19 protein-coding genes are annotated in these 17,906 nt (G+C 57.9%); 16 read left to right on the top strand and 3 right to left on the bottom strand.

All coding sequences use genetic code 11. The annotated features are described in order from the left end of the window. Positions 1 to 33: 33 nt before the first annotated feature. Complete coding sequence (locus Q0955_RS09545) at positions 34 to 351, top strand: HNH endonuclease (RefSeq protein ID WP_299423587.1); 318 nt, start codon at positions 34 to 36, stop codon at positions 349 to 351. A gap of 3 nt (positions 352 to 354) precedes the next feature. Here Q0955_RS09545 and dld read toward each other — a convergent pair whose 3' ends face one another. Next, entirely contained in the window at positions 355 to 2,037 is a 1,683-nt protein-coding gene (gene dld / locus Q0955_RS09540; protein WP_299423585.1) for a D-lactate dehydrogenase, read from the bottom strand. Positions 2,038 to 2,191: 154 nt separating this feature from the next. Then, positions 2,192 to 2,803, bottom strand: coding sequence for an enoyl-CoA hydratase/isomerase family protein (locus Q0955_RS09535; RefSeq protein ID WP_299423582.1), 612 nt, complete (start codon positions 2,801 to 2,803; stop codon positions 2,192 to 2,194). A 222-nt stretch (positions 2,804 to 3,025) separates the two neighbouring features. Between Q0955_RS09535 and Q0955_RS09530 the strand changes: the two genes are divergently transcribed. From Q0955_RS09530 to Q0955_RS09460, 15 genes are all read left to right on the top strand, one after another. Beyond that, positions 3,026 to 4,531: a DUF2125 domain-containing protein gene (locus tag Q0955_RS09530; RefSeq protein WP_299423580.1), complete on the top strand. Its 1,506-nt coding sequence runs from the start codon at positions 3,026 to 3,028 to the stop codon at positions 4,529 to 4,531. Between the two features lie 153 nt (positions 4,532 to 4,684). Beyond that, positions 4,685 to 5,548, top strand: a complete 864-nt coding sequence (locus Q0955_RS09525) for a branched-chain amino acid aminotransferase (RefSeq protein ID WP_299423578.1) — start codon at positions 4,685 to 4,687, stop codon at positions 5,546 to 5,548. 66 nt (positions 5,549 to 5,614) lie between these two features. Then, the gene (locus tag Q0955_RS09520; protein ID WP_299423575.1) at positions 5,615 to 6,070 is read left to right on the top strand and encodes a universal stress protein; all 456 of its coding nucleotides are present in this window, start codon (positions 5,615 to 5,617) and stop codon (positions 6,068 to 6,070) included. Between the two features lie 94 nt (positions 6,071 to 6,164). Then, the gene (locus Q0955_RS09515; RefSeq protein WP_164644348.1) at positions 6,165 to 6,728 is read left to right on the top strand and encodes a NifU family protein; all 564 of its coding nucleotides are present in this window, start codon (positions 6,165 to 6,167) and stop codon (positions 6,726 to 6,728) included. Positions 6,729 to 6,737: 9 nt separating this feature from the next. Then, positions 6,738 to 7,328 carry a tRNA (adenosine(37)-N6)-threonylcarbamoyltransferase complex dimerization subunit type 1 TsaB gene (gene tsaB, locus Q0955_RS09510; protein WP_299423571.1) on the top strand — a complete coding sequence of 197 codons (591 nt, stop codon included), beginning with the start codon at positions 6,738 to 6,740 and terminating at the stop codon, positions 7,326 to 7,328. Further along, positions 7,325 to 7,738: a GNAT family N-acetyltransferase gene (locus Q0955_RS09505; RefSeq protein WP_299423568.1), complete on the top strand. Its 414-nt coding sequence runs from the start codon at positions 7,325 to 7,327 to the stop codon at positions 7,736 to 7,738. Before tsaB ends, Q0955_RS09505 begins: the two co-directional genes overlap by 4 nt. A gap of 170 nt (positions 7,739 to 7,908) precedes the next feature. After that, the gene (locus Q0955_RS09500; RefSeq protein WP_299423566.1) at positions 7,909 to 8,898 is read left to right on the top strand and encodes a BMP family ABC transporter substrate-binding protein; all 990 of its coding nucleotides are present in this window, start codon (positions 7,909 to 7,911) and stop codon (positions 8,896 to 8,898) included. A 78-nt stretch (positions 8,899 to 8,976) separates the two neighbouring features. Then, positions 8,977 to 9,333, top strand: a complete 357-nt coding sequence (locus Q0955_RS09495) for a molecular chaperone GroEL (RefSeq protein WP_299423563.1) — start codon at positions 8,977 to 8,979, stop codon at positions 9,331 to 9,333. Next, complete coding sequence (locus Q0955_RS09490) at positions 9,330 to 10,916, top strand: ABC transporter ATP-binding protein (RefSeq protein ID WP_299423560.1); 1,587 nt, start codon at positions 9,330 to 9,332, stop codon at positions 10,914 to 10,916. The genes Q0955_RS09495 and Q0955_RS09490 overlap by 4 nt, the downstream gene beginning before the upstream one ends. Continuing rightward, the gene (locus Q0955_RS09485) at positions 10,909 to 12,003 is read left to right on the top strand and encodes an ABC transporter permease (protein WP_299423557.1); all 1,095 of its coding nucleotides are present in this window, start codon (positions 10,909 to 10,911) and stop codon (positions 12,001 to 12,003) included. The genes Q0955_RS09490 and Q0955_RS09485 overlap by 8 nt, the downstream gene beginning before the upstream one ends. Next, positions 12,003 to 13,013: an ABC transporter permease gene (locus Q0955_RS09480; RefSeq protein WP_299423555.1), complete on the top strand. Its 1,011-nt coding sequence runs from the start codon at positions 12,003 to 12,005 to the stop codon at positions 13,011 to 13,013. Before Q0955_RS09485 ends, Q0955_RS09480 begins: the two co-directional genes overlap by 1 nt. Before the next feature lie 184 nt (positions 13,014 to 13,197). Then, entirely contained in the window at positions 13,198 to 14,115 is a 918-nt protein-coding gene (locus Q0955_RS09475) for a sulfite exporter TauE/SafE family protein (RefSeq protein WP_299423552.1), read from the top strand. A 2-nt stretch (positions 14,116 to 14,117) separates the two neighbouring features. Continuing rightward, the gene (locus Q0955_RS09470) at positions 14,118 to 14,879 is read left to right on the top strand and encodes a TIGR02186 family protein (RefSeq protein ID WP_299423550.1); all 762 of its coding nucleotides are present in this window, start codon (positions 14,118 to 14,120) and stop codon (positions 14,877 to 14,879) included. Between the two features lie 68 nt (positions 14,880 to 14,947). Continuing rightward, a complete protein-coding gene (locus Q0955_RS09465) occupies positions 14,948 to 16,294 on the top strand; it encodes a TldD/PmbA family protein (protein WP_299423547.1) in 1,347 nt (448 codons plus the stop codon). After that, positions 16,281 to 17,072 (top strand): 3'(2'),5'-bisphosphate nucleotidase CysQ, encoded by a 792-nt coding sequence (locus Q0955_RS09460; RefSeq protein WP_299423545.1) that lies wholly within the window; start codon positions 16,281 to 16,283, stop codon positions 17,070 to 17,072. Before Q0955_RS09465 ends, Q0955_RS09460 begins: the two co-directional genes overlap by 14 nt. On the opposite strand, the gene Q0955_RS09455 is transcribed toward Q0955_RS09460, so the two are convergent. Continuing rightward, positions 17,057 to 17,797, bottom strand: coding sequence for a glutamine amidotransferase (locus Q0955_RS09455; protein ID WP_299423543.1), 741 nt, complete (start codon positions 17,795 to 17,797; stop codon positions 17,057 to 17,059). The genes Q0955_RS09460 and Q0955_RS09455 overlap by 16 nt on opposite strands. Between the last annotated feature and the right edge of the window lie 109 nt (positions 17,798 to 17,906).

Below are 17,906 nucleotides of genomic sequence, written 5' to 3'. Positions count from 1 at the left end.
TTGGGTAACTCAATCAAAAACGGGGGGAAAAACGTGACAGATGCGGCATCAGAGACGGCACGCGACCCGATTTGTCCGCTCTGTGGTCGTCCTATTCCACCCGAGGCGCGCCAATCCAAGCACCACCTGATCCCGCGATTGCGCGGAGGAAAAGGTGGGCCAACCGTGTTGCTCCACCAGATTTGCCACAATGAAATCCACGCCACATTGACAGAAACTGAGCTGGCTCAGGTCTACAACTCTATTGAGATGCTGCAAAGACATCCCAGGCTAGCCAAGTTTATCACCTGGGTCAGTAAGCGCCCGCCGGTGTTTCATTCCAAAACGCCGGGAGGGCGGCGCAAACGCTAATCCTTAGCTGTAATGCTTGTTGCGCGACATTTTCCCGATGCCGGGGTTCAGGCTGTTGGTTGGGTCCACGGATTTGTAGAAGGCCGCGAGGTCTGGCTTCGCGGCGTAGAGGTGGCCCACGTTGTGTTCAGCGGGATATTCAGCGCCGCGTTGATCGAGGATTTCCAGCATCGCCGCTTTGAGCGCCTTGGGATCGCAACCTTTTTTAACGATATAGTCCTGATGCAGCACGTGGCACATGAAGTGACCGTAGTAGAGCTTGCTGACCAATTGATCGTCGATTTCCTTGGGCAGGGATTCGAACCAATCCTCATCATTGCGGCGCAGGGCAATGTCGAGCGCAATGATATCTTCGACCTCTGCACTGTGCACATTCATGTAGCGTACGGCCGCCCCTGCGGCAGCAAAACGCAGGAGACCGGCCATTTTGGCTTCGCGGTCGTCACACTCAAAGAAGTCGAGCGCGCCGTTTGAGGTCATTTCACTCAGGAGCGCGCGGGCTTCATCAATGCCGCCGTCCCGCATTTTCAGGATCAAGTGGTGCGGGTAAGTCTTGCGAAAGGCGCGCATGCGTTTGGGCACCACATTGGGCCAGAGGCGGGCGGCAAATTGCATAAACTTGTCGGTGAAATGCGTCAGACCCGGCACGTTTTGTAAGCGGGCATCAACCGTGCCTTTGAGGGCAAAGAACGTCGGCAAGCGGTCGGTGCCGAGCTTGTCGATCATCACCATCGTGTCTTTGCCGTAGACATCGGAGAGGTCAAACACGTCTTCGTGCAGGTATTCGGCGCTAACCGGCAGGGTTTTGAAGTCTTTCAGAATGCGCCGCCGCAGGGTGCCCAGCGCGGCAGTGTCGGATGCGGCCACGTAGAAGGTCTTTTCCGCGTCATTCTTGGCATAGGTGTCCAGACGCACGGCAAAGACGGCGAGTTTCCCGGCACAGCCTGCGGCCTCGTAGAGGCGGGATTTGTCGGCGTTGAACCGTGCCGGGCTGTCGGCCTCCACATCCCGAACGCGGCGGGCGTAGTCGGTATCAGAGGCGCGGCGGTTGTCATCGTGGATGTCTTGCGCCGTGAAAGTGCCGGATTGAAGATTGGTCAAGATCTCTTCCGGCGTGGCGCCGAGGTCAATGCCGAGATGGTTGACCAATTGTAACTCGCCCTTCTCGGTGATCTGGGCATAGACGGAAAGCTCGGTGTAACTGGGCCCACGTTCGACAAGCGAGCCGCCGGAGTTGTTGCAGACACCGCCCACCACAGACGCGCCAATGCAGGAGGAGCCAATCACCGAATGTGGTTGACGGCCAATAGGTGCGAGCAGCTTTTCCAGCTTGAACAATGTCGAGCCGGGGAAGGAAATCACCTGCTTCCCGTCTTTGATCAGCTGGATGTCGTCCATGCGGCGGGTGTTGATCAGCACAACCTCACGGTCATAGGTGCCTTTGGGGGTGGAGCCTTCGGTCAGGCCGGTATTGGCGGCCTGCATGATGACAATTTTGTCGGCCGCCACACAGGCTTGCAGCACCTGCCATTGCTCCAGAAGCGTTGCTGGCTGCACCACAGCGAGGGCGTCGCCTTCGCCAGAGCGGAAGCCTTTGCGGAAACGCTGCGTGCGGCGTGCGCCGGTCAGGACGTGACGTTTGCCAACAATGTTGCACAGCTGCGCGATCAACTGATCTTGGCTCATGAGACCCTCACACCGTAGATACATCTGCCGGTGTGGATGACGTATGCCTATGGCACCGGCGGGTGCGGTTTGCGACAGCTGTGCCGTTGGGTCAAGCGCGTGAGGCAATTGGTCTAAAAATGTGACCAAATTGATATATCAGGGGTTTTGGGTATCACAGACACATCTGCTTGATGCCCGACGCGATCTCCGGTTTGGCCGCAAGCGTGTCCGCCGCAATTTCTTGTGCCACGGCGACAACGTCCTCTGCGGGCACGATACGCTCGATCAGACCATAGGTGAGCGCTTCCTCAGCTGTGAGTTTCTGACCACCCATCAACATGAGTTTGGCGCGGGCAGGACCGACCAAAGCAGCAAGGCGGGCCGGATCAGAGGGCTGCGGCAGGTAGCCAAGTTTCATCACCGGATAGAAAAACTTGGCATGTGGCGCGGCGATGCGGATGTCACAGGCCAAAGCCATGCCGTTGGCGCCGCCCGCCAAAGTGCCGTTTAGGGCCGCAATGGTCAGGCCAGGAAGCGCGGCAACAGCACCGGACAAACGCTCCCAGACGGGGCTGATGGCCAGGCCCGCGCGGGCCTCGTCCAGGTCGGCACCAGCGGAGAAAACCTTGCCGGCGCCGGTGAAGATCAGAGCGCGGGCTTCATGAGCCGACTCGGCGATTTCGGCAAGTTCTGTGAGCATGGCTTCAGTCAGAGAATTGGCTTTTTCCGGGCGATTTATGGTCACCAGCCACAGGCCGCTGTTGTCTTTGGTCAACTCAATCATGTCGGTCTCACTTTGCGCGAAAGGCCGGATTTTCCGGCCAAAGGCTGTTTTTTGCCGACGCGCGTCAGAAAGCAACCTCTTGGAATATTTGATTTCCCTTGAAGTAAGGTGAACCTGGCAAGGCGTCTACCCCAAGCTAAAAAACCCGCTGGTTTGACCCTTGACCCTGCCCCATCGAAGACCCAGTCTTAGGGGGAAGGCTTTGAAAAGGTAGATAAGTTGATGCAGATTTCAGCACCCCGCATTTTCACAACCACGGCTTTGGCCACGGTTTTTTGCGCCCAAGCCGCTTGGGCAGACGTCACCGCCAATGAAGTTTGGAGCAATTGGCGCGATTCGATGACCGGTTTTGGTTACGAGATTTCGGCCACCGAAAGCACCGAAGGCGATGTCCTGACCGTGAATGGTCTGGCGATGTCGATGGACATTCCGGAAGAAGATGCCTCCGTGGCGATCGATCTGGGCACCATCGCCTTTGAAAATGTCGGCGATGGCAGTGTGCGGGTAGTTGTGCCGGAAAACGCGCCGATCCTTGTGAAACTTCTGGACGACACAGAGACGGTCGAAATTGCGTTGACCATGTCTTCCTCGGACATGAAAAACGTCGTTTCCGGCACAGCGGAAGCCATGGTGTATGACTATGCCGCGAGCAAGCTGGACCTGGTTGTGGACAGCATTGTTGTAGACGGTGAAACCGTGCCGGACATGGACATTGCGCTGACCTTTGCAGATTTTGCGGGCCGGTCCCAGACCACATTTGGCGATGTAATCAGCAGCGTACAAAAAGGCAGCATTGGCAGTGTGTCCCTGATTGCAAAAGGCGTTGACCCAGACTCCGGCGAGAACTTTGACGTCTCCGTGACCGGCGCTGGCCTGGAAGTTGACGGCGCAGCCAGCGTGCCAACCGGTGACTATAGCGAAGATGTCGCGGCGTTCTTTGCCGACGGGTTTGCGATTGAAGGCAGCTATTCGCTGCAATCCTCCACCATGAATGTGAACTTCATGGAAGACGGCACCCCAGGCTCTCTGGCCTACACCAGCGGCCCGGCCGTTGTTGGGGTTGATATGGACAGCGAAGGTATGGCTTACGACGGCACCGTGACCAATGTTGCGATGAATGTCGCCAGCCCTGAATTCCCGCTGCCAATTGACGTCAGCTTTGGCGAAATGGGCTATGCCTTTGCCGTGCCTCTGGCCGCCTCTGACGAGCAGCAGGAATTTGGTCTGACCGTAAAAATGCTGGATCTGAGTGTGTCTGAAATGCTGTGGGGCATGTTTGACCCCGGTCAGGTGCTGCCGCGTGACCCAGCCAACTTGCTGGTGGACGTGAGTGGTCTGGCAACAGTTGCAATTGATATCCTGACGTTGGACGACGACAGCCCTGAAATCCCAGGCGAGCTGAATGCGCTGAACATCAACGACATCCAGCTGAACCTCGCTGGCGCTGCTGTGGAAGGTGCGGGCAGCTTCACCTTTGACAACACCGACATGGAGAGCTTTGACGGCTTCCCACGTCCCGAAGGCAGCCTGGACGTCAAGATTGCCGGCATCAACGGGCTGATGGACAAGCTGATCTCGATGGGTCTGCTGCCAGAAGAACAGGCGATGGGCGCGCGCATGATGATGGGCATGTTCACCCAGCCAGGTGAAGGCGACGACACACTGGTCTCCAAGATCGAAGTGAACGACAAAGGTCAGGTTCTGGCCAACGGGCAGCGCTTGAAGTAAGCGTTTTGCCATCTAAAACATCAAGGCCGCGGGACTTTTCCGCGGCCTTTTTTGTTGGCGTCAAGACGTCGCGTTCAATGCCTCAATCCCCTACTGGACGTTGCGGCAAGCGCGGCCTAGTCTCCCGTTCAAATCAGCAAGAGGACCTGCGTCATGGCGACCGGCACAAACATCCGCACCTATTACAACGGCACTTGGCATGACGGCGACATTTCCATCATTCGTGCCGCGGATCACGGTGCATGGCTGGGCTCCACCGTATTTGACGGCGCGCGACTGGTGAATGGGCTGACACCGGATCTGGACAAGCACTGCGCGCGCACCAACCGCTCGGCTGAGGCTTTAATGCTCACCCCTACCGTCTCAACCGAGGACATGGTGGCCATCGTGCAAGAAGGACTGAAAGCTTACACACCGGGAGCGGCAGTCTATATTCGCCCGATGTATTGGGGGCTGGATGGTGATGCGACGGCGATTGTGCCGAGTGCGGACACAACGGGATTTGCCGTGTGCCTTGAGGAAATTCCGATGGCGGCGCCGGATGCGGCAGTATCACTGTGCAAAACGCAATTCCGCCGACCGGTTTTGGAGAGTTCCGTTGTGAATGCCAAGGCAGGTTGCCTGTATCCAAACAACGCGCGCATGTTGCGAGAAGCACGCCTGAAAGGGTTCAACAACACGCTGACCTGTGATGCCATGGGCAACGTGGCCGAAACCGCCACTTCAAACGTGTTTATGGTACGTGATGGTGAGGTGTTCACCCCCATTCCAAACGGCACCTTCTTGGCAGGCATCACCCGCGCACGGCACATTGAAAACCTGCGCGCAGATGGCGTGACCGTACATGAGACCATTCTGGGTTATGGCGATTTTGCGGAGGCGGATGAGATCTTTTTGTCCGGCAACATGAGCAAGGTCACCCCGGTCAAAGCCTTTGAGGATCAGCAGTACCAAATTGGCCCCCTCACCCGCCGCGTGCGCGAGATGTATTGGGACTGGGCTGCGACCACCGCGTGACGCGGCAGAAAGAAACATTGCACCCCAAGGCGCTAGGCGGCATGATCGCGGAAACGGAGGGGCAATATGCGCAAGTTTCTCGTGGTGCTGGATGACAGCCGGGAATGTCTGAATGCGATGCGGTTTGCAGCGATGCGCGCCGCGCGCACTGGTGGCGGCGTGAAAATCCTGTCGATCATCCCGCCGGAAGAGTTCAATCATTGGATTGGCGTCAGCGACTTGATGCGCGAAGAAACGCGGGAGCGGATCGAGGTGCATTATGAGGTGTTTGCCAAGTGGATGCGGGACCGTCAGGGTGTCGATCCTGAGTTGAAGATCCGCGAAGGCGAAGCGGTCAACGAAATCCTCGCGGAGATCAAAGAGGACGCTGAAATTGGCGTTCTGGTGCTGGGGGCGGGCAATGATCGCAAGGGGCCAGGTCCCTTGGTATCTCAACTCTCGCGCAGTTCTGGCAGCTTGCCCGTGCCGATCACGGTGGTGCCCGGTGACTTGACCAAAGAACAGCTTGAGGCTGTGACTTAAGCCACCATTTTCATACCTCAGTTTAGAATGAATCTAAACCTTGACTAATGCCCATCGCAGGCGCATATCAATTCCCGATAGGAAAGGTCTGCCAATGTTCATTCAAACAGAATCCACACCAAACCCCGCCACGTTGAAATTCCTGCCCGGCCAGACCGTGCTGGAAATGGGCACCGCCGATTTCCCGACAGCGGACGGCGCATCGGCCTCTCCTTTGGCGACCCGTATCTTTGCGGTGAACGGTGTGGCTGGCGTGTTCTTTGGCAATGACTTTGTCACCGTGACCAAGGCCGACGGCATTGAGTGGGATCACATCAAACCCTCCATTCTCGGCGCGATCATGGAACACTTCCAATCCGGTCAGCCGGTTCTGGCAGGCGATGCGGCAGCGCCTTCGGGCCACGCAGAGCACACCGGTGAAGATGGTGAGATTGTTGGCCAGATCAAAGAGCTTCTGGATACCCGCGTGCGCCCAGCTGTGGCGCAAGACGGTGGTGACATCACTTTCCACGGGTTTGATCGTGGCGTTGTGTACTTGCACATGCAAGGCGCCTGTGCGGGCTGCCCATCCTCCACACTGACCCTGAAAATGGGCATCGAGAACCTGCTGCGTCACTACATCCCTGAAGTGACCGAAGTGCGCCCTGTAGCGGTGTAAGCCAACAGCATGACCACACCATTGGTTCTGAGTTTTGACACATCGGCCGCGCATGTTGCGGCCGCTTTGCTGTCTGGAGAGCACATCATCGGCTTCAAGGTTGAAGAGATGAAGCGCGGACAAGCCGAACGGCTGATGCCAATGTTGGAAGAGGTGCTTGCGGAGGGCGGAAAAACTTTTGCCGATCTGGATGCAATTGGTGTTGGCGTTGGGCCGGGCAACTTTACCGGCATTCGGATTTCTGTCTCAGCAGCCCGAGGGTTGGCGCTTGGCTTGGGTATTCCAGCCGTGGGCGTGAATAGCTTTGATGCGATCGAAGCCGGATTGGACTATCCTGCAGTGCCAGTGGTGCCAGGGCCACGCGGACAAGGGTATCTATCTCCCAAAGATGGAGTGCCTTATCTGGCTTCTGAAGAAGAGCTTTTGGACATCATGCAAGATGTTGTCCTTGCGACTCCCAAGGCCGACAACCTTGTGGAACAGATCGCGAGATTGGCGGCGCAACGGTACCAAGACAACCCGGCGCGCCCTGCCCCACTGTACATCAAACCAGCGGACGCAGCCCCGCCCAAAGATCCGGCACCGGTGATCTTACCATGACGCCAGAGGCGATGGCGGAGATCTATGCAGCCGCTTTCCCCCATAGCCGCGCTTGGAGTGCTGCTGAAATTTCAGACATGTTGGCCTCGCGCCTGACCTTTGCCATTGGAGGTGACGTGGGGTTCGCTTTGGGCCGGGTGATCGCGGATGAGGCGGAGTTGCTGACCATAGCGGTGGACCCGAACCACCAGCGCAAGGGTCTGGGCCTTATTTTGTTGAATCAATTCGAGGCCGAATCAAAAACACGCGGAGCGTGTTGGGCAATCTTGGAGGTCGCGCAGGACAATGCGGCTGCGCTTGCGCTCTACCTGCGAGCGGGCTACGAAATCTGCGGTGAGCGGCCTGGCTACTACAGCAGACCGGACGGAGAGCAAATCACTGCCAGCCTTATGAAAAAGGCGTTAAGGTAGTCGTAGGTGTGATTCGAGATCGGTCATTTTTGCCCAAACGGTCAAAAAATCGTTGACGCTAACGGTCTCAATCGCCTTAGTAACACGATGATCCGGCGGGATCTAAACAACAGACGGGACGGCAGCTCGCCAAAACAACGACCGACCCGCTCAATATATGGGAGACATTTATGAGCCTCATGCACAAATTCCTCGGCGCAGCCGCGGCAGCAGCTCTTTCCGCAGGTGCAGCCCTGGCAGAGCCAGCGCTGATCTTTGACCTCGGCGGCAAATTTGACAAATCCTTCAACGAAGCAGCCTTTGGTGGCGCGACCCGTTGGGCGGATGAAACCGGCGGCACATTCCGCGAAATCGAACTGCAGTCCGAAGCTCAGCGTGAGCAGGCTCTGCGTCGTTTTGCTGAAGCGGGCGCCAACCCAATCGTGATGACCGGCTTTGCCTTTGGCAACGTGCTGAGCGAAGTGGCACCTGATTATCCTGACACCAAGTTTGCGATCATCGACATGGTTGTGGACGCGCCAAACGTACGCTCCGTTGTGTTCAACGAGCACGAAGGCTCTTACCTGGTTGGCATGATGGCCGCGCAAGCGTCCAAGTCCGGCACCGTAGGCTTCATCGGCGGCATGGACATCCCGCTGATCCGTAAGTTTGCTTGTGGCTACGTTCAGGGCGTGAAAGCTGTGAACCCTGAGGCCACCGTGATCCAGAACATGACCGGCACCACCCCGGCAGCCTGGAACGACCCGGTAAAAGGCTCTGAGCTGACCAAAGCGCAGATCGCACAGGGCGCGGACGTTGTATACGCAGCGGCTGGCGGCACTGGCGTTGGTGTGCTGCAGACCGCAGCGGATGAAGGCATCCTGTCTGTGGGTGTGGACAGCAACCAGAACCACCTGCATTCCGGCAAAGTTCTGACCTCCATGATGAAGCGCGTAGACAACGCTGTTTACGAAGCCATGAAGGCTGGCGTTGATCTGGAAACCGGCTTCAACGTGATGGGTGTGGCCAACGGCGGCATCGACTACGCCATGGACGAGCACAACGCCTCCCTCGTGTCCGCAGACATGAAAGCAGCGGTTGACGGTGCCAAAGACAAGATCGCTTCCGGCGAACTGGCCGTGCACGACTACATGAGCGACAACACCTGCCCAGTAGAATAAGCACACCTGGGTCGCCCCGGAGCTAGAGACAGGGCCGTGCCGTGCCGGCGCGGCCCTTCCACTTAAAAGAGGTCCCTTATGTCACACGCGATCGAATCCTTTTTCGCCGCATGGGGCGAGACCGACGCAAACACACGCAAAAATGCTTTGCGTGCGGCTGTCTCTCCTGACTTTTCCTACCTTGATCCCCGCACAGAGAAACCGGTATCCGATTTTGACGCACTGGTTGGCTATGTGGAGATGTATACTCAGTATGCCCCCGGGGCGACCGCTGCGGTGGTCAACCTGAGCAACACAGCGGGTGTGTACCGCGCCACCGTTGCGTTTCGCATGGCGGATGGAAAAGAGCAGCTTGGACAGTATTTCATCGAACCAGATGCCGAAGGCCGCGCACAGCGGCTGGTTGGCTTCGCAGGACTGGGAGAGCCTGAATGACGGCGCCTGCCATTGAACTCAAAGGTATTTCCAAAGCCTTTGGCCCTGTCCAGGCAAACAAGGACATTTCGATTTCGGTGCAACCAGGCACCATCCACGGCATCATCGGCGAAAACGGCGCGGGCAAATCCACGCTAATGTCGATCTTGTATGGCTTTTACAAAGCTGACGCTGGGGAGATTTTCATCAAGGGGCAAAAAACCTTAATACCGGACAGCCAAGCCGCGATCCGCGCAGGCATCGGCATGGTGTTTCAGCACTTCAAACTGGTGGAAAACTTCACCGTGCTGGAGAACATCATTCTGGGAGCCGAAGAAGGCGCGATGCTGAACAGCTCTCTGGGCAATGCCCGCAAGGAGCTTAAGCATCTGGCCGAGGAATACGGGCTGAACGTGGACCCGGATGAGGTGATTGAGAACCTCTCTGTGGGGCACCAGCAACGGGTGGAAATCCTCAAGGCGCTGTATCGCAAGGCGGAAATCCTCATTCTGGACGAGCCCACCGGCGTGTTGACCCCAGCGGAGGCAGATCAGCTGTTCCGCATTCTGGACCGTCTGCGCGAAGAGGGCAAAACCATCATCCTGATCACGCACAAGCTGCGGGAGATCATGGAATACACCGACACCGTATCCGTGATGCGCCGCGGTGAGATGACCGCAACGGTGAAAACCGCCGAGACCTCGCCGGAACATCTGGCGGAACTGATGGTGGGCCGCAAGGTTCTGCTGCGCGTCGACAAAAAGCCTGCGGAGCCGGGAGCCACTGTGCTGGACATCAAAGGCCTGCGGGTTGTGGATGAGGCTGGCGTAGAACGTGTGAAAGGTATCGACCTCACCGTGCGCGCCGGCGAGATTGTTGGCATCGCGGGTGTGGCAGGCAACGGCCAGTCCGAACTGCTCGAAGTGCTTGGCGGTTTTGCTGATGGCACCGGCACCATTACCATGAACGGCGAAGCCATTCCGCTGAGCGGCCATGGCGCAGACGGGCAAGCGCGCCGTGCCGCAGGCATCAGCCACGTGCCGGAAGACCGGCAGCGTGAAGGTCTGATCATGGAGTTTGCCGCCTGGGAGAACACGGTGTTTGGCTATCACCATTCGCCGGAAATCCAGAACGGCCTGCTGATGGACAACAAAGGCATCTACACCGAGGCTGAGGCCAAGATGCAGCGCTTTGATGTGCGCCCCCCGGATCCCAAACTGGCTGCGAAAAACTTCTCTGGCGGAAACCAGCAGAAGATTGTTCTGGCACGGGAAATCGAACGCAACCCGGACCTGCTGTTGATCGGGCAACCGACACGCGGCGTGGATATTGGCGCGATTGAATTCATCCACCAGCAGGTTGTGAACCTGCGCGATCAGGGCAAAGCGATTTTGCTTGTGTCCGTGGAATTGGAGGAAATCCTGTCTTTGGCGGACCGGGTGGTTGTGATGTTTGACGGCCATATCACCGGCGAACGCGACGCCGCACAGACCAACGAAAAAGAGCTGGGCCTGTTGATGGCCGGGATCACCGACACCTCCGCTGTGGCCAATGGCAACGGCGGCAACGACAACTCCACACAGGAGGTTCCCGCCGATGGATAAGATGCCTAAATGGGCCGACATCGTCCTGATCCCCTTGATTTCGCTGCTCTTGGCGGCGTTTTTCTCTGCACTTGTGATTTTGGCGATTGGCGAAAATCCAATTGAAGCACTGAAACTGATGGTTGACGGCGCGCTGATGCGGTCGTCCGGTTGGGGCTACACGCTTTATTACGCCACCAACTTCATCTTCACCGGTCTTGCAGTCTCGGTCGCTTTCCACGCACGTCTTTTCAACATTGGTGGCGAAGGTCAGGCGATGTTGGGTGGTCTGGGCGTGGCCCTGTGCTGTCTTTACGTGCCTTGGCCCCATTGGTCGCTCGCCATTTTGGGCGCCTCTGTTGGCGCGGCCCTGTTCGGCGCGCTTTGGGCTTTGATCCCGGCGTATCTGCAGGCCAAACGCGGCAGCCACATCGTGATCACCACCATCATGTTCAACTTCATCGCCGCGGCGATTTTGAACTATGTGTTGGTGGAACTGCTGCGCCCCGTTGGCGCAATGGACCCAGCCTCCGCGAAGTTCCCGGATGCAACGCATCTGCCGTCGTTCCAGGACATGTTCTCCACTGAGGGCAACAAGATGTTCCGTGGCGCACCAGCCAACGTGACCTTCTTCCTCGCACTGGCGGCCAGTGTGTTTGTTTGGCTGCTGATGTGGCGCACCAAGCTTGGCTATCAGATCCGGGCCTTTGGGCATTCCGAATCCGGTGCGCTTTATGCGGGCATCAGCCCGGTGCGCATCACCGTGATTGCCATGCTGATCTCCGGGGCGCTGGCGGGCATGATGTCGGTCAACACTACCATGGGCGAGAGCGAACGCCTGATCCTGAACAGCACCGAAGGCGCGGGCTTTATCGGCATCGCCGTGGCGCTGATGGGCCGCAACCACCCGTTTGGCGTGTTGCTGGCGGCGATCCTGTTTGGCTTCCTTTATCAGGGGGGTGCAGAATTGGCGCTGTGGACCAGTATTCCTCGCGAGCTGATCGTGGTTATTCAGGCACTGGTGATCCTGTTCACCGGGGCATTGGACAATATGGTGCGCGAGCCGCTTGAAAAACTCTTCATTGCGATGCGCCGGAGGAACGCCTGATGGACTTTCTGACACTACTTCAAGTGCTGGACACATCCGTGCGTCTGGCAACCCCACTCCTTCTGGCCTGTCTGGCTGGCCTCTATTCCGAACGCTCCGGTGTGGTCGACATTGGCCTTGAGGGCAAAATGCTGGCAGCGGCGTTTTTCTCGGCCGCCGTGGCCTTCTACTCGGGCAATGCCTGGGTTGGCTTGCTCGCCGGTGTGGGCGCCTCTGTTGCCTTGGCCGTGATCCACGGATTGGCGTCGGTGACCTTCCGCGGCAACCAGCTGATCTCCGGTGTCGCGATCAACTTCCTCGCGGCAGGTATGACCGTGTTGGTGGCGCAAAGCTGGTTCCGTCAAGGTGGCCGTACGCCACCACTGGAAGGGGACGCGCGTTTCAACCCAATTGAACTGCCATTTGCGATTGGCCCCTCAGATGCAGCCGCAGCTGACAGGCCTCTGAGCCAGCTGATTGCTGAGGCGGGTCCGTTGCAACAATTCTATTCCGAGCTGATCTCTGGCCATTCCTCTCTGGTGTATCTGGCGCTGCTGACCGTGCCATTCACATGGTGGCTGTTGTTCCGCACCCGCTTTGGTCTGCGCCTGCGCGCGGTGGGGGAAAACCCCGCAGCGGTGGATACCGCAGGTGTGTCCGTTGTCTGGCTGCGCTATGCGGCGGTGCTGATCTGTGGCGTGTTGTGTGGTGTTGCGGGCGCTTACCTGTCCTCCGCGCTGCAGGCAGGCTTTGTGAAAGACATGACCGCTGGGCGTGGATTTATCGCGCTGGCCGCATTGATCTTTGCCAAGTGGCGTCCGGTCTATGCGCTGTGGGCATGCTTGTTGTTTGGGCTGTTCCAAGCATTGGAACTGCGTCCTGACATCATTGAGAACGTGTCTGGTCTGAAGGTTCAGGTCCAGCTGTTGGGCGCCCTGCCTTACATTCTGACCGTGGTGATCCTCGCGGGTTTTGTCGGCAAAGCGATCCCGCCAAAAGCCAGCGCGGAACCCTATATCAAGGAACGCTAAGTCGCTTCCGACGTGAAACCAAAACCCCGCCGGCAGTGATGTTGGCGGGGTTTTCTTTTGGCAGCCCCTTACTTCCACAACCCAGACCTGAATAAGTCCAGTTTGGAGGCATTGATCTGGCCTGTCAGTGATTTAGCCATCCAGACAGGTTGCTTTTGCGTGCCGTCTGGCGCTATCAAAAAATATGCAGATCTACCTCCCCATCGCCGAAGTCTCCGTAAATGCCTTTTTGCTGCTCGGTTTGGGCGGCATGGTCGGGATCTTGTCCGGCATGTTTGGGGTTGGCGGCGGTTTTTTGATGACGCCGTTGTTGTTTTTCATCGGCATCCCGCCAGCCGTGGCCGTCGCCACCGAAGCCAATCAGATTGTGGCCTCCTCTTTTAGCGGCGTGTTGGCGCATTTCAGGCGTAAAACCGTGGACCTCAGGATGGGCACGGTTCTTCTAACCGGTGGTCTGGTGGGGGCCGCGCTTGGGGTTGTGGTCTTCAACTATTTGAAATCGCAAGGCCAAGTCGATCTGTTGGTGCGGCTTTGCTACGTGGTTTTCTTGGGTGTGATTGGCTCTTTGATGTTCGTCGAGAGCCTGAATGCGATCCGCAAATCGCGCAAAAACGCCGGACCGCCCACACGTAAAAAACACAACTGGATTCACGGCCTGCCCCTAAAAATGCGCTTCCGTGTTTCGGGGCTTTATATCTCCGTGATCCCACCGCTGATGGTGGGGGTTCTGGTGGGTATCCTCTCGGCCATCATGGGGGTTGGCGGCGGCTTCATCATGGTGCCTGCGATGATCTACCTGCTGGGCATGCCAACCAAAGTGGTTGTCGGCACCTCGCTGTTCCAGATTATCTTTGTGACCGGCTTCACCACATTGCTGCATGCAACAACCAACTACACGGTGGACATCGCGCTGGCCGTGCTGCTGCTAGTTGGTGGCGTGATTGGCGCGCAGATTGGCACACGGTTGGGGACCTACCTAAAGGCCGAGCAACTGCGCATTTTGCTGGCACTTTTGGTGATTTTGGTTTGTGCCAAACTGGCGCTGGACCTGTTGTTGGAGCCAAGTGAGTTGTTCTCCATTGGCGCAGCGGGAGGGCATTGACCATGAAACGTCTGCTCCTGTCTCTGTTGCTGATGATTGCGATGCCAGTTGTGGCTGAAGAGGTCGTGTTGGGATTAAGCCAAGATCAAGTGGCGATCACCGCTGACTTTGACGGCTCTGAAATCTTACTGTTTGGCGCGGTGAAACGCGAAAGTCCCATCCTGCAAGACCCGCCATTGGAAGTTGTGATCGCTGTGTCCGGTCCAAGTGGCCCGCTGACCGTGCGCCGCAAGGAGCGCAAGTTTGGCATTTGGGTCAACACCGACGCAGTGGAGATCGACCAGGCGCCAAGTTTTTATGCCGTCGCCACCTCTGCGCCTTTCAACCAAGCGATGTCTAACGTGGAAGATCAACGCCACAGCGTGTCGATCCCGCGTGCGATCCGATCCGTTGGCGCGCCAATGGGTATTGAAGATGCGCAGAGCTTTAGCGAAGCGGTGATCCGAATTCGCACGGATGAGGGCGCCTATCAGGTGTTGGAAAACACGGTATCGGTGGATGAACAGACCTTGTTCCGCACCTCCATCAAAATGCCCGCCAACCTGACCGAGGGCGACTATCCCACGCGAATTTTCCTGACACGTGGCGGCAAAGTGATCTCCAATTACGAAACCGTAATCAATGTAAACAAGGTTGGGCTGGAGCGTTGGCTATTTGACATGTCGCGCAATCAGCCGCTGATGTATGGGTTGATGTCGCTGGCCATTGCCATTGCCGCTGGCTGGTTGGCCTCCGCCGCATTCCAGGTGTTGCAGCGGCGCTAACCTGTCCGCAGACTTGCGCCTTTGGCGTTGGGCGACTACCTGTCACAAAACCAAACACGAGGCATTTTATGGCGCAGACTCTTGAGCAGCTTGCAGAGATCATGTTGGACGCGGCCAAGGTGGCTGGCGCCGAGGCGGCAGATGCGATGGTGATGCGCGGCACCTCGGTGTCGATTGATGTACGTGAAGGCAAGTTGGAACAGGCGGAGCGCTCTGAAGGTGTGGACCTTGGGCTGCGGGTTCTGATTGGTCAACGGCAAGCCAATGTATCGATCTCCGATACCCGCGCGGAAAGCATCGCGGTAATGGCGGAACGTGCTGTAGCAATGGCCAAAGAAGCGCCGGAAGATCCCTATGTTGGCTTGGCGGGTGAAGACCAGTTGGCGCAGGATTTGGATATTGCAGCGCTTGAGCTGAATGACCCAACCGAAGAACCTGCCGCAGCCAGCTTGCAAGAAGACGCGATGATCGCCGAAGCGGCCGCCAAAGCTGTAGATGGTGTGAGCCAAGTGCAATCGGCCACCGGTGGATACAGCAGCAGCGAAGTGTTTTTGGCAGCCAGCAATGGGTTTGCCGCTGGATATGCCCGCAGCAGCCGCGGTATCTACGCCACCGCGATTGCCGGCGAAGGTGACGCAATGGAGCGTGACTATGACGGCGACTCTCGGATTTTTCAGAGTGACCTGCGCGACGCTGCCGAGATTGGCACCTCCGCTGGTCAACGTGCGGTGGAGCGTCTGAATGCGCGTAAGCCGGAGACCGGCAGCTTCCCAGTGTTGTTTGATGAGCGGATTTCGTCGTCGCTGATTGGTCATGTGCTGGCAGCCGCCAACGGTGGCATGGTGGCGCGGGGCTCGTCCTGGCTGCGGGACAAGCTAGGTCAACAGGTGCTTCCGGATGGGCTGTCGCTGATCGAAGATCCAAAGCGGGCACGGGTGTCTGGGTCCCGTCCGTTTGATGCGGAAGGCCTGCCCACCACGCGACGCGCGATTATCGACAATGGTGTGTTGACCGGCTGGACATTGGATTTGGCAACCGCCCGCAAGCTGGGCATGGCCTCCACTGGGAATGCCGCACGCGGGATCTCTTCGCCGCCCTCGCCAAGCAGTTGGAATGTGTCGCTGACGCAAGGGGAAAAGAGTCGCGCCGAGCTGCTCAAGGACATGGGCACCGGGCTTTTGGTCACCTCAATGATTGGCTCTACCATCAGCCCGACCACAGGCGATTACTCCCGTGGCGCGGCAGGGTTCTGGATTGAGAATGGCGAGATTGCCTATCCGGTGAACGAATGCACCATCGCGGGCAACCTGCATGACATGATGATGTCGATTGTGCCCGCCAATGATGCGCGGACCTACCTTTCCCGCGTTGTGCCATCGCTGTTGATCCCGGGGATGACTCTTGCCGGAAACTGATCTTGATCTGCTGATTGCGGCGGCGCAACGGGCGGGCGACATCGCCACGCGCTACAATGGGCCGGATGCCAAAGCTTGGCACAAACCCGAGGGCGCAGGGCCGGTTACGGAAGCCGACCTTGCCGTCAATGAGATGCTGGAAGATACGCTCCGCTCGGCGCGCCCGGACTATGGCTGGCTCAGCGAAGAATCGCTGGATGAAGGCGACCGGGTGCATGCGGAGAAGACCTTCATCATTGATCCGATCGATGGCACGCGCAGCTTTATTGAAGGCTCCGACACTTGGGCACATGCGCTGGCCATTGCGGAGCGTGGGGTTGTGACCGCAGCGGTGGTGTTTCTGCCGCGCCGAGACAAGCTCTACAGCGCAGCGCAGGGGCAAGGCGCGTTTTTGAACGGTGCTTCGATTGCTTCCGGCACACGGGAAGACATGACGGGCGCGAAAGTGCTGGTCGCCCGCCCGGTGATGGATGCGTCCCATTGGCAGGGCACACCACCGACGTTTGACCGCGGCTACCGCCCGTCATTGGCCTATCGCACAGCATTGGTGGCCGAAGGACGGTTTGATGCCATGGTCACGTTGCGTCCGACATGGGAGTGGGATGTGGCCGCTGGTGATCTGATTATTCGCGAAGCAGGGGCCGCAACGGCAGACCGCCACGGCGCGCCGCTGCGGTTCAACAACCCTGACCCACGTCTGGCCGGGGTGATTGCAGCGCCACAGGCGCTCAAAGATCAGATTTGTGCGGCTCTGGCTCCGGCTCACGCGGCGCGATAACGGGCCACAAAATTGGCGACGATCTTTGGCGGCGCAGAGGCATCAGCCGCGCGGCAAAGCGCCATCAAGCGATCGACTTCTTCCGGTGGAAAGTAGCCTTTGTCCCGATACATATTGAGACGGTTGGCAAACTCCGCGCCATCCGCCTCCGGGTGGAATTGCGTGGCATAGACGTTTTTCCGATAGCGGATCATCTGAAACGGGCAGAATGGTGATTGCACCAGATGGGTGCAGCCTTCCGGCAGATATTGCAACGCTTCTTTGTGGCCCACAAAAGCGTCAAATTCCTGCGGCACATCTTCCAGCAGCGGATCGTTTTGCCCATCCGCCGTAAGGTTGCAACGGGCAAGCCCGGCTTCTTCGCCATAGCGGTCTTTGGAAACAGCTTGCGCCAAATGATGGCCAAGCACGCCAATGCCAAGGCAGCAACCGAGAAACGGAATGTCCTCACTTGTTATATGCGGCATGAGGGCCATCACCTGCGCTTCCATCTTCGCCTCAAGCGGATTGCGTGAGGTAGGGCAATCGCTGACACAGCCGGGACCGCCGCCAACAATCACGCCAGAGTAGCGGTTCAGGTTGATGTCTGCGGGCAGGGTTTCCTGATCAAAAGACACGCGGTGTACGTCGCCTGCCGTCAACCGACCTTTCTCAAGGAACGCTTGGAACTCTGCATCAGAGGCAACGGATTCAGGGCGCAATTGCAGGATCAAAAAGGGTTTCATGCCGCGCGCAGTAGCAAAAACCGCACCACAAGACCATACGACATGAGAAAGTTGAGGCAAATCCAGCCAAACTTGCGTCCCGCTGCGTGATCCTGCCCTTGAGGCTTTG

The organism is uncultured Shimia sp. (genome assembly GCF_947493595.1).
Taxonomy (GTDB): domain Bacteria; phylum Pseudomonadota; class Alphaproteobacteria; order Rhodobacterales; family Rhodobacteraceae; genus Shimia.
This window is presented reverse-complemented; position numbering and strand designations above follow the sequence as displayed.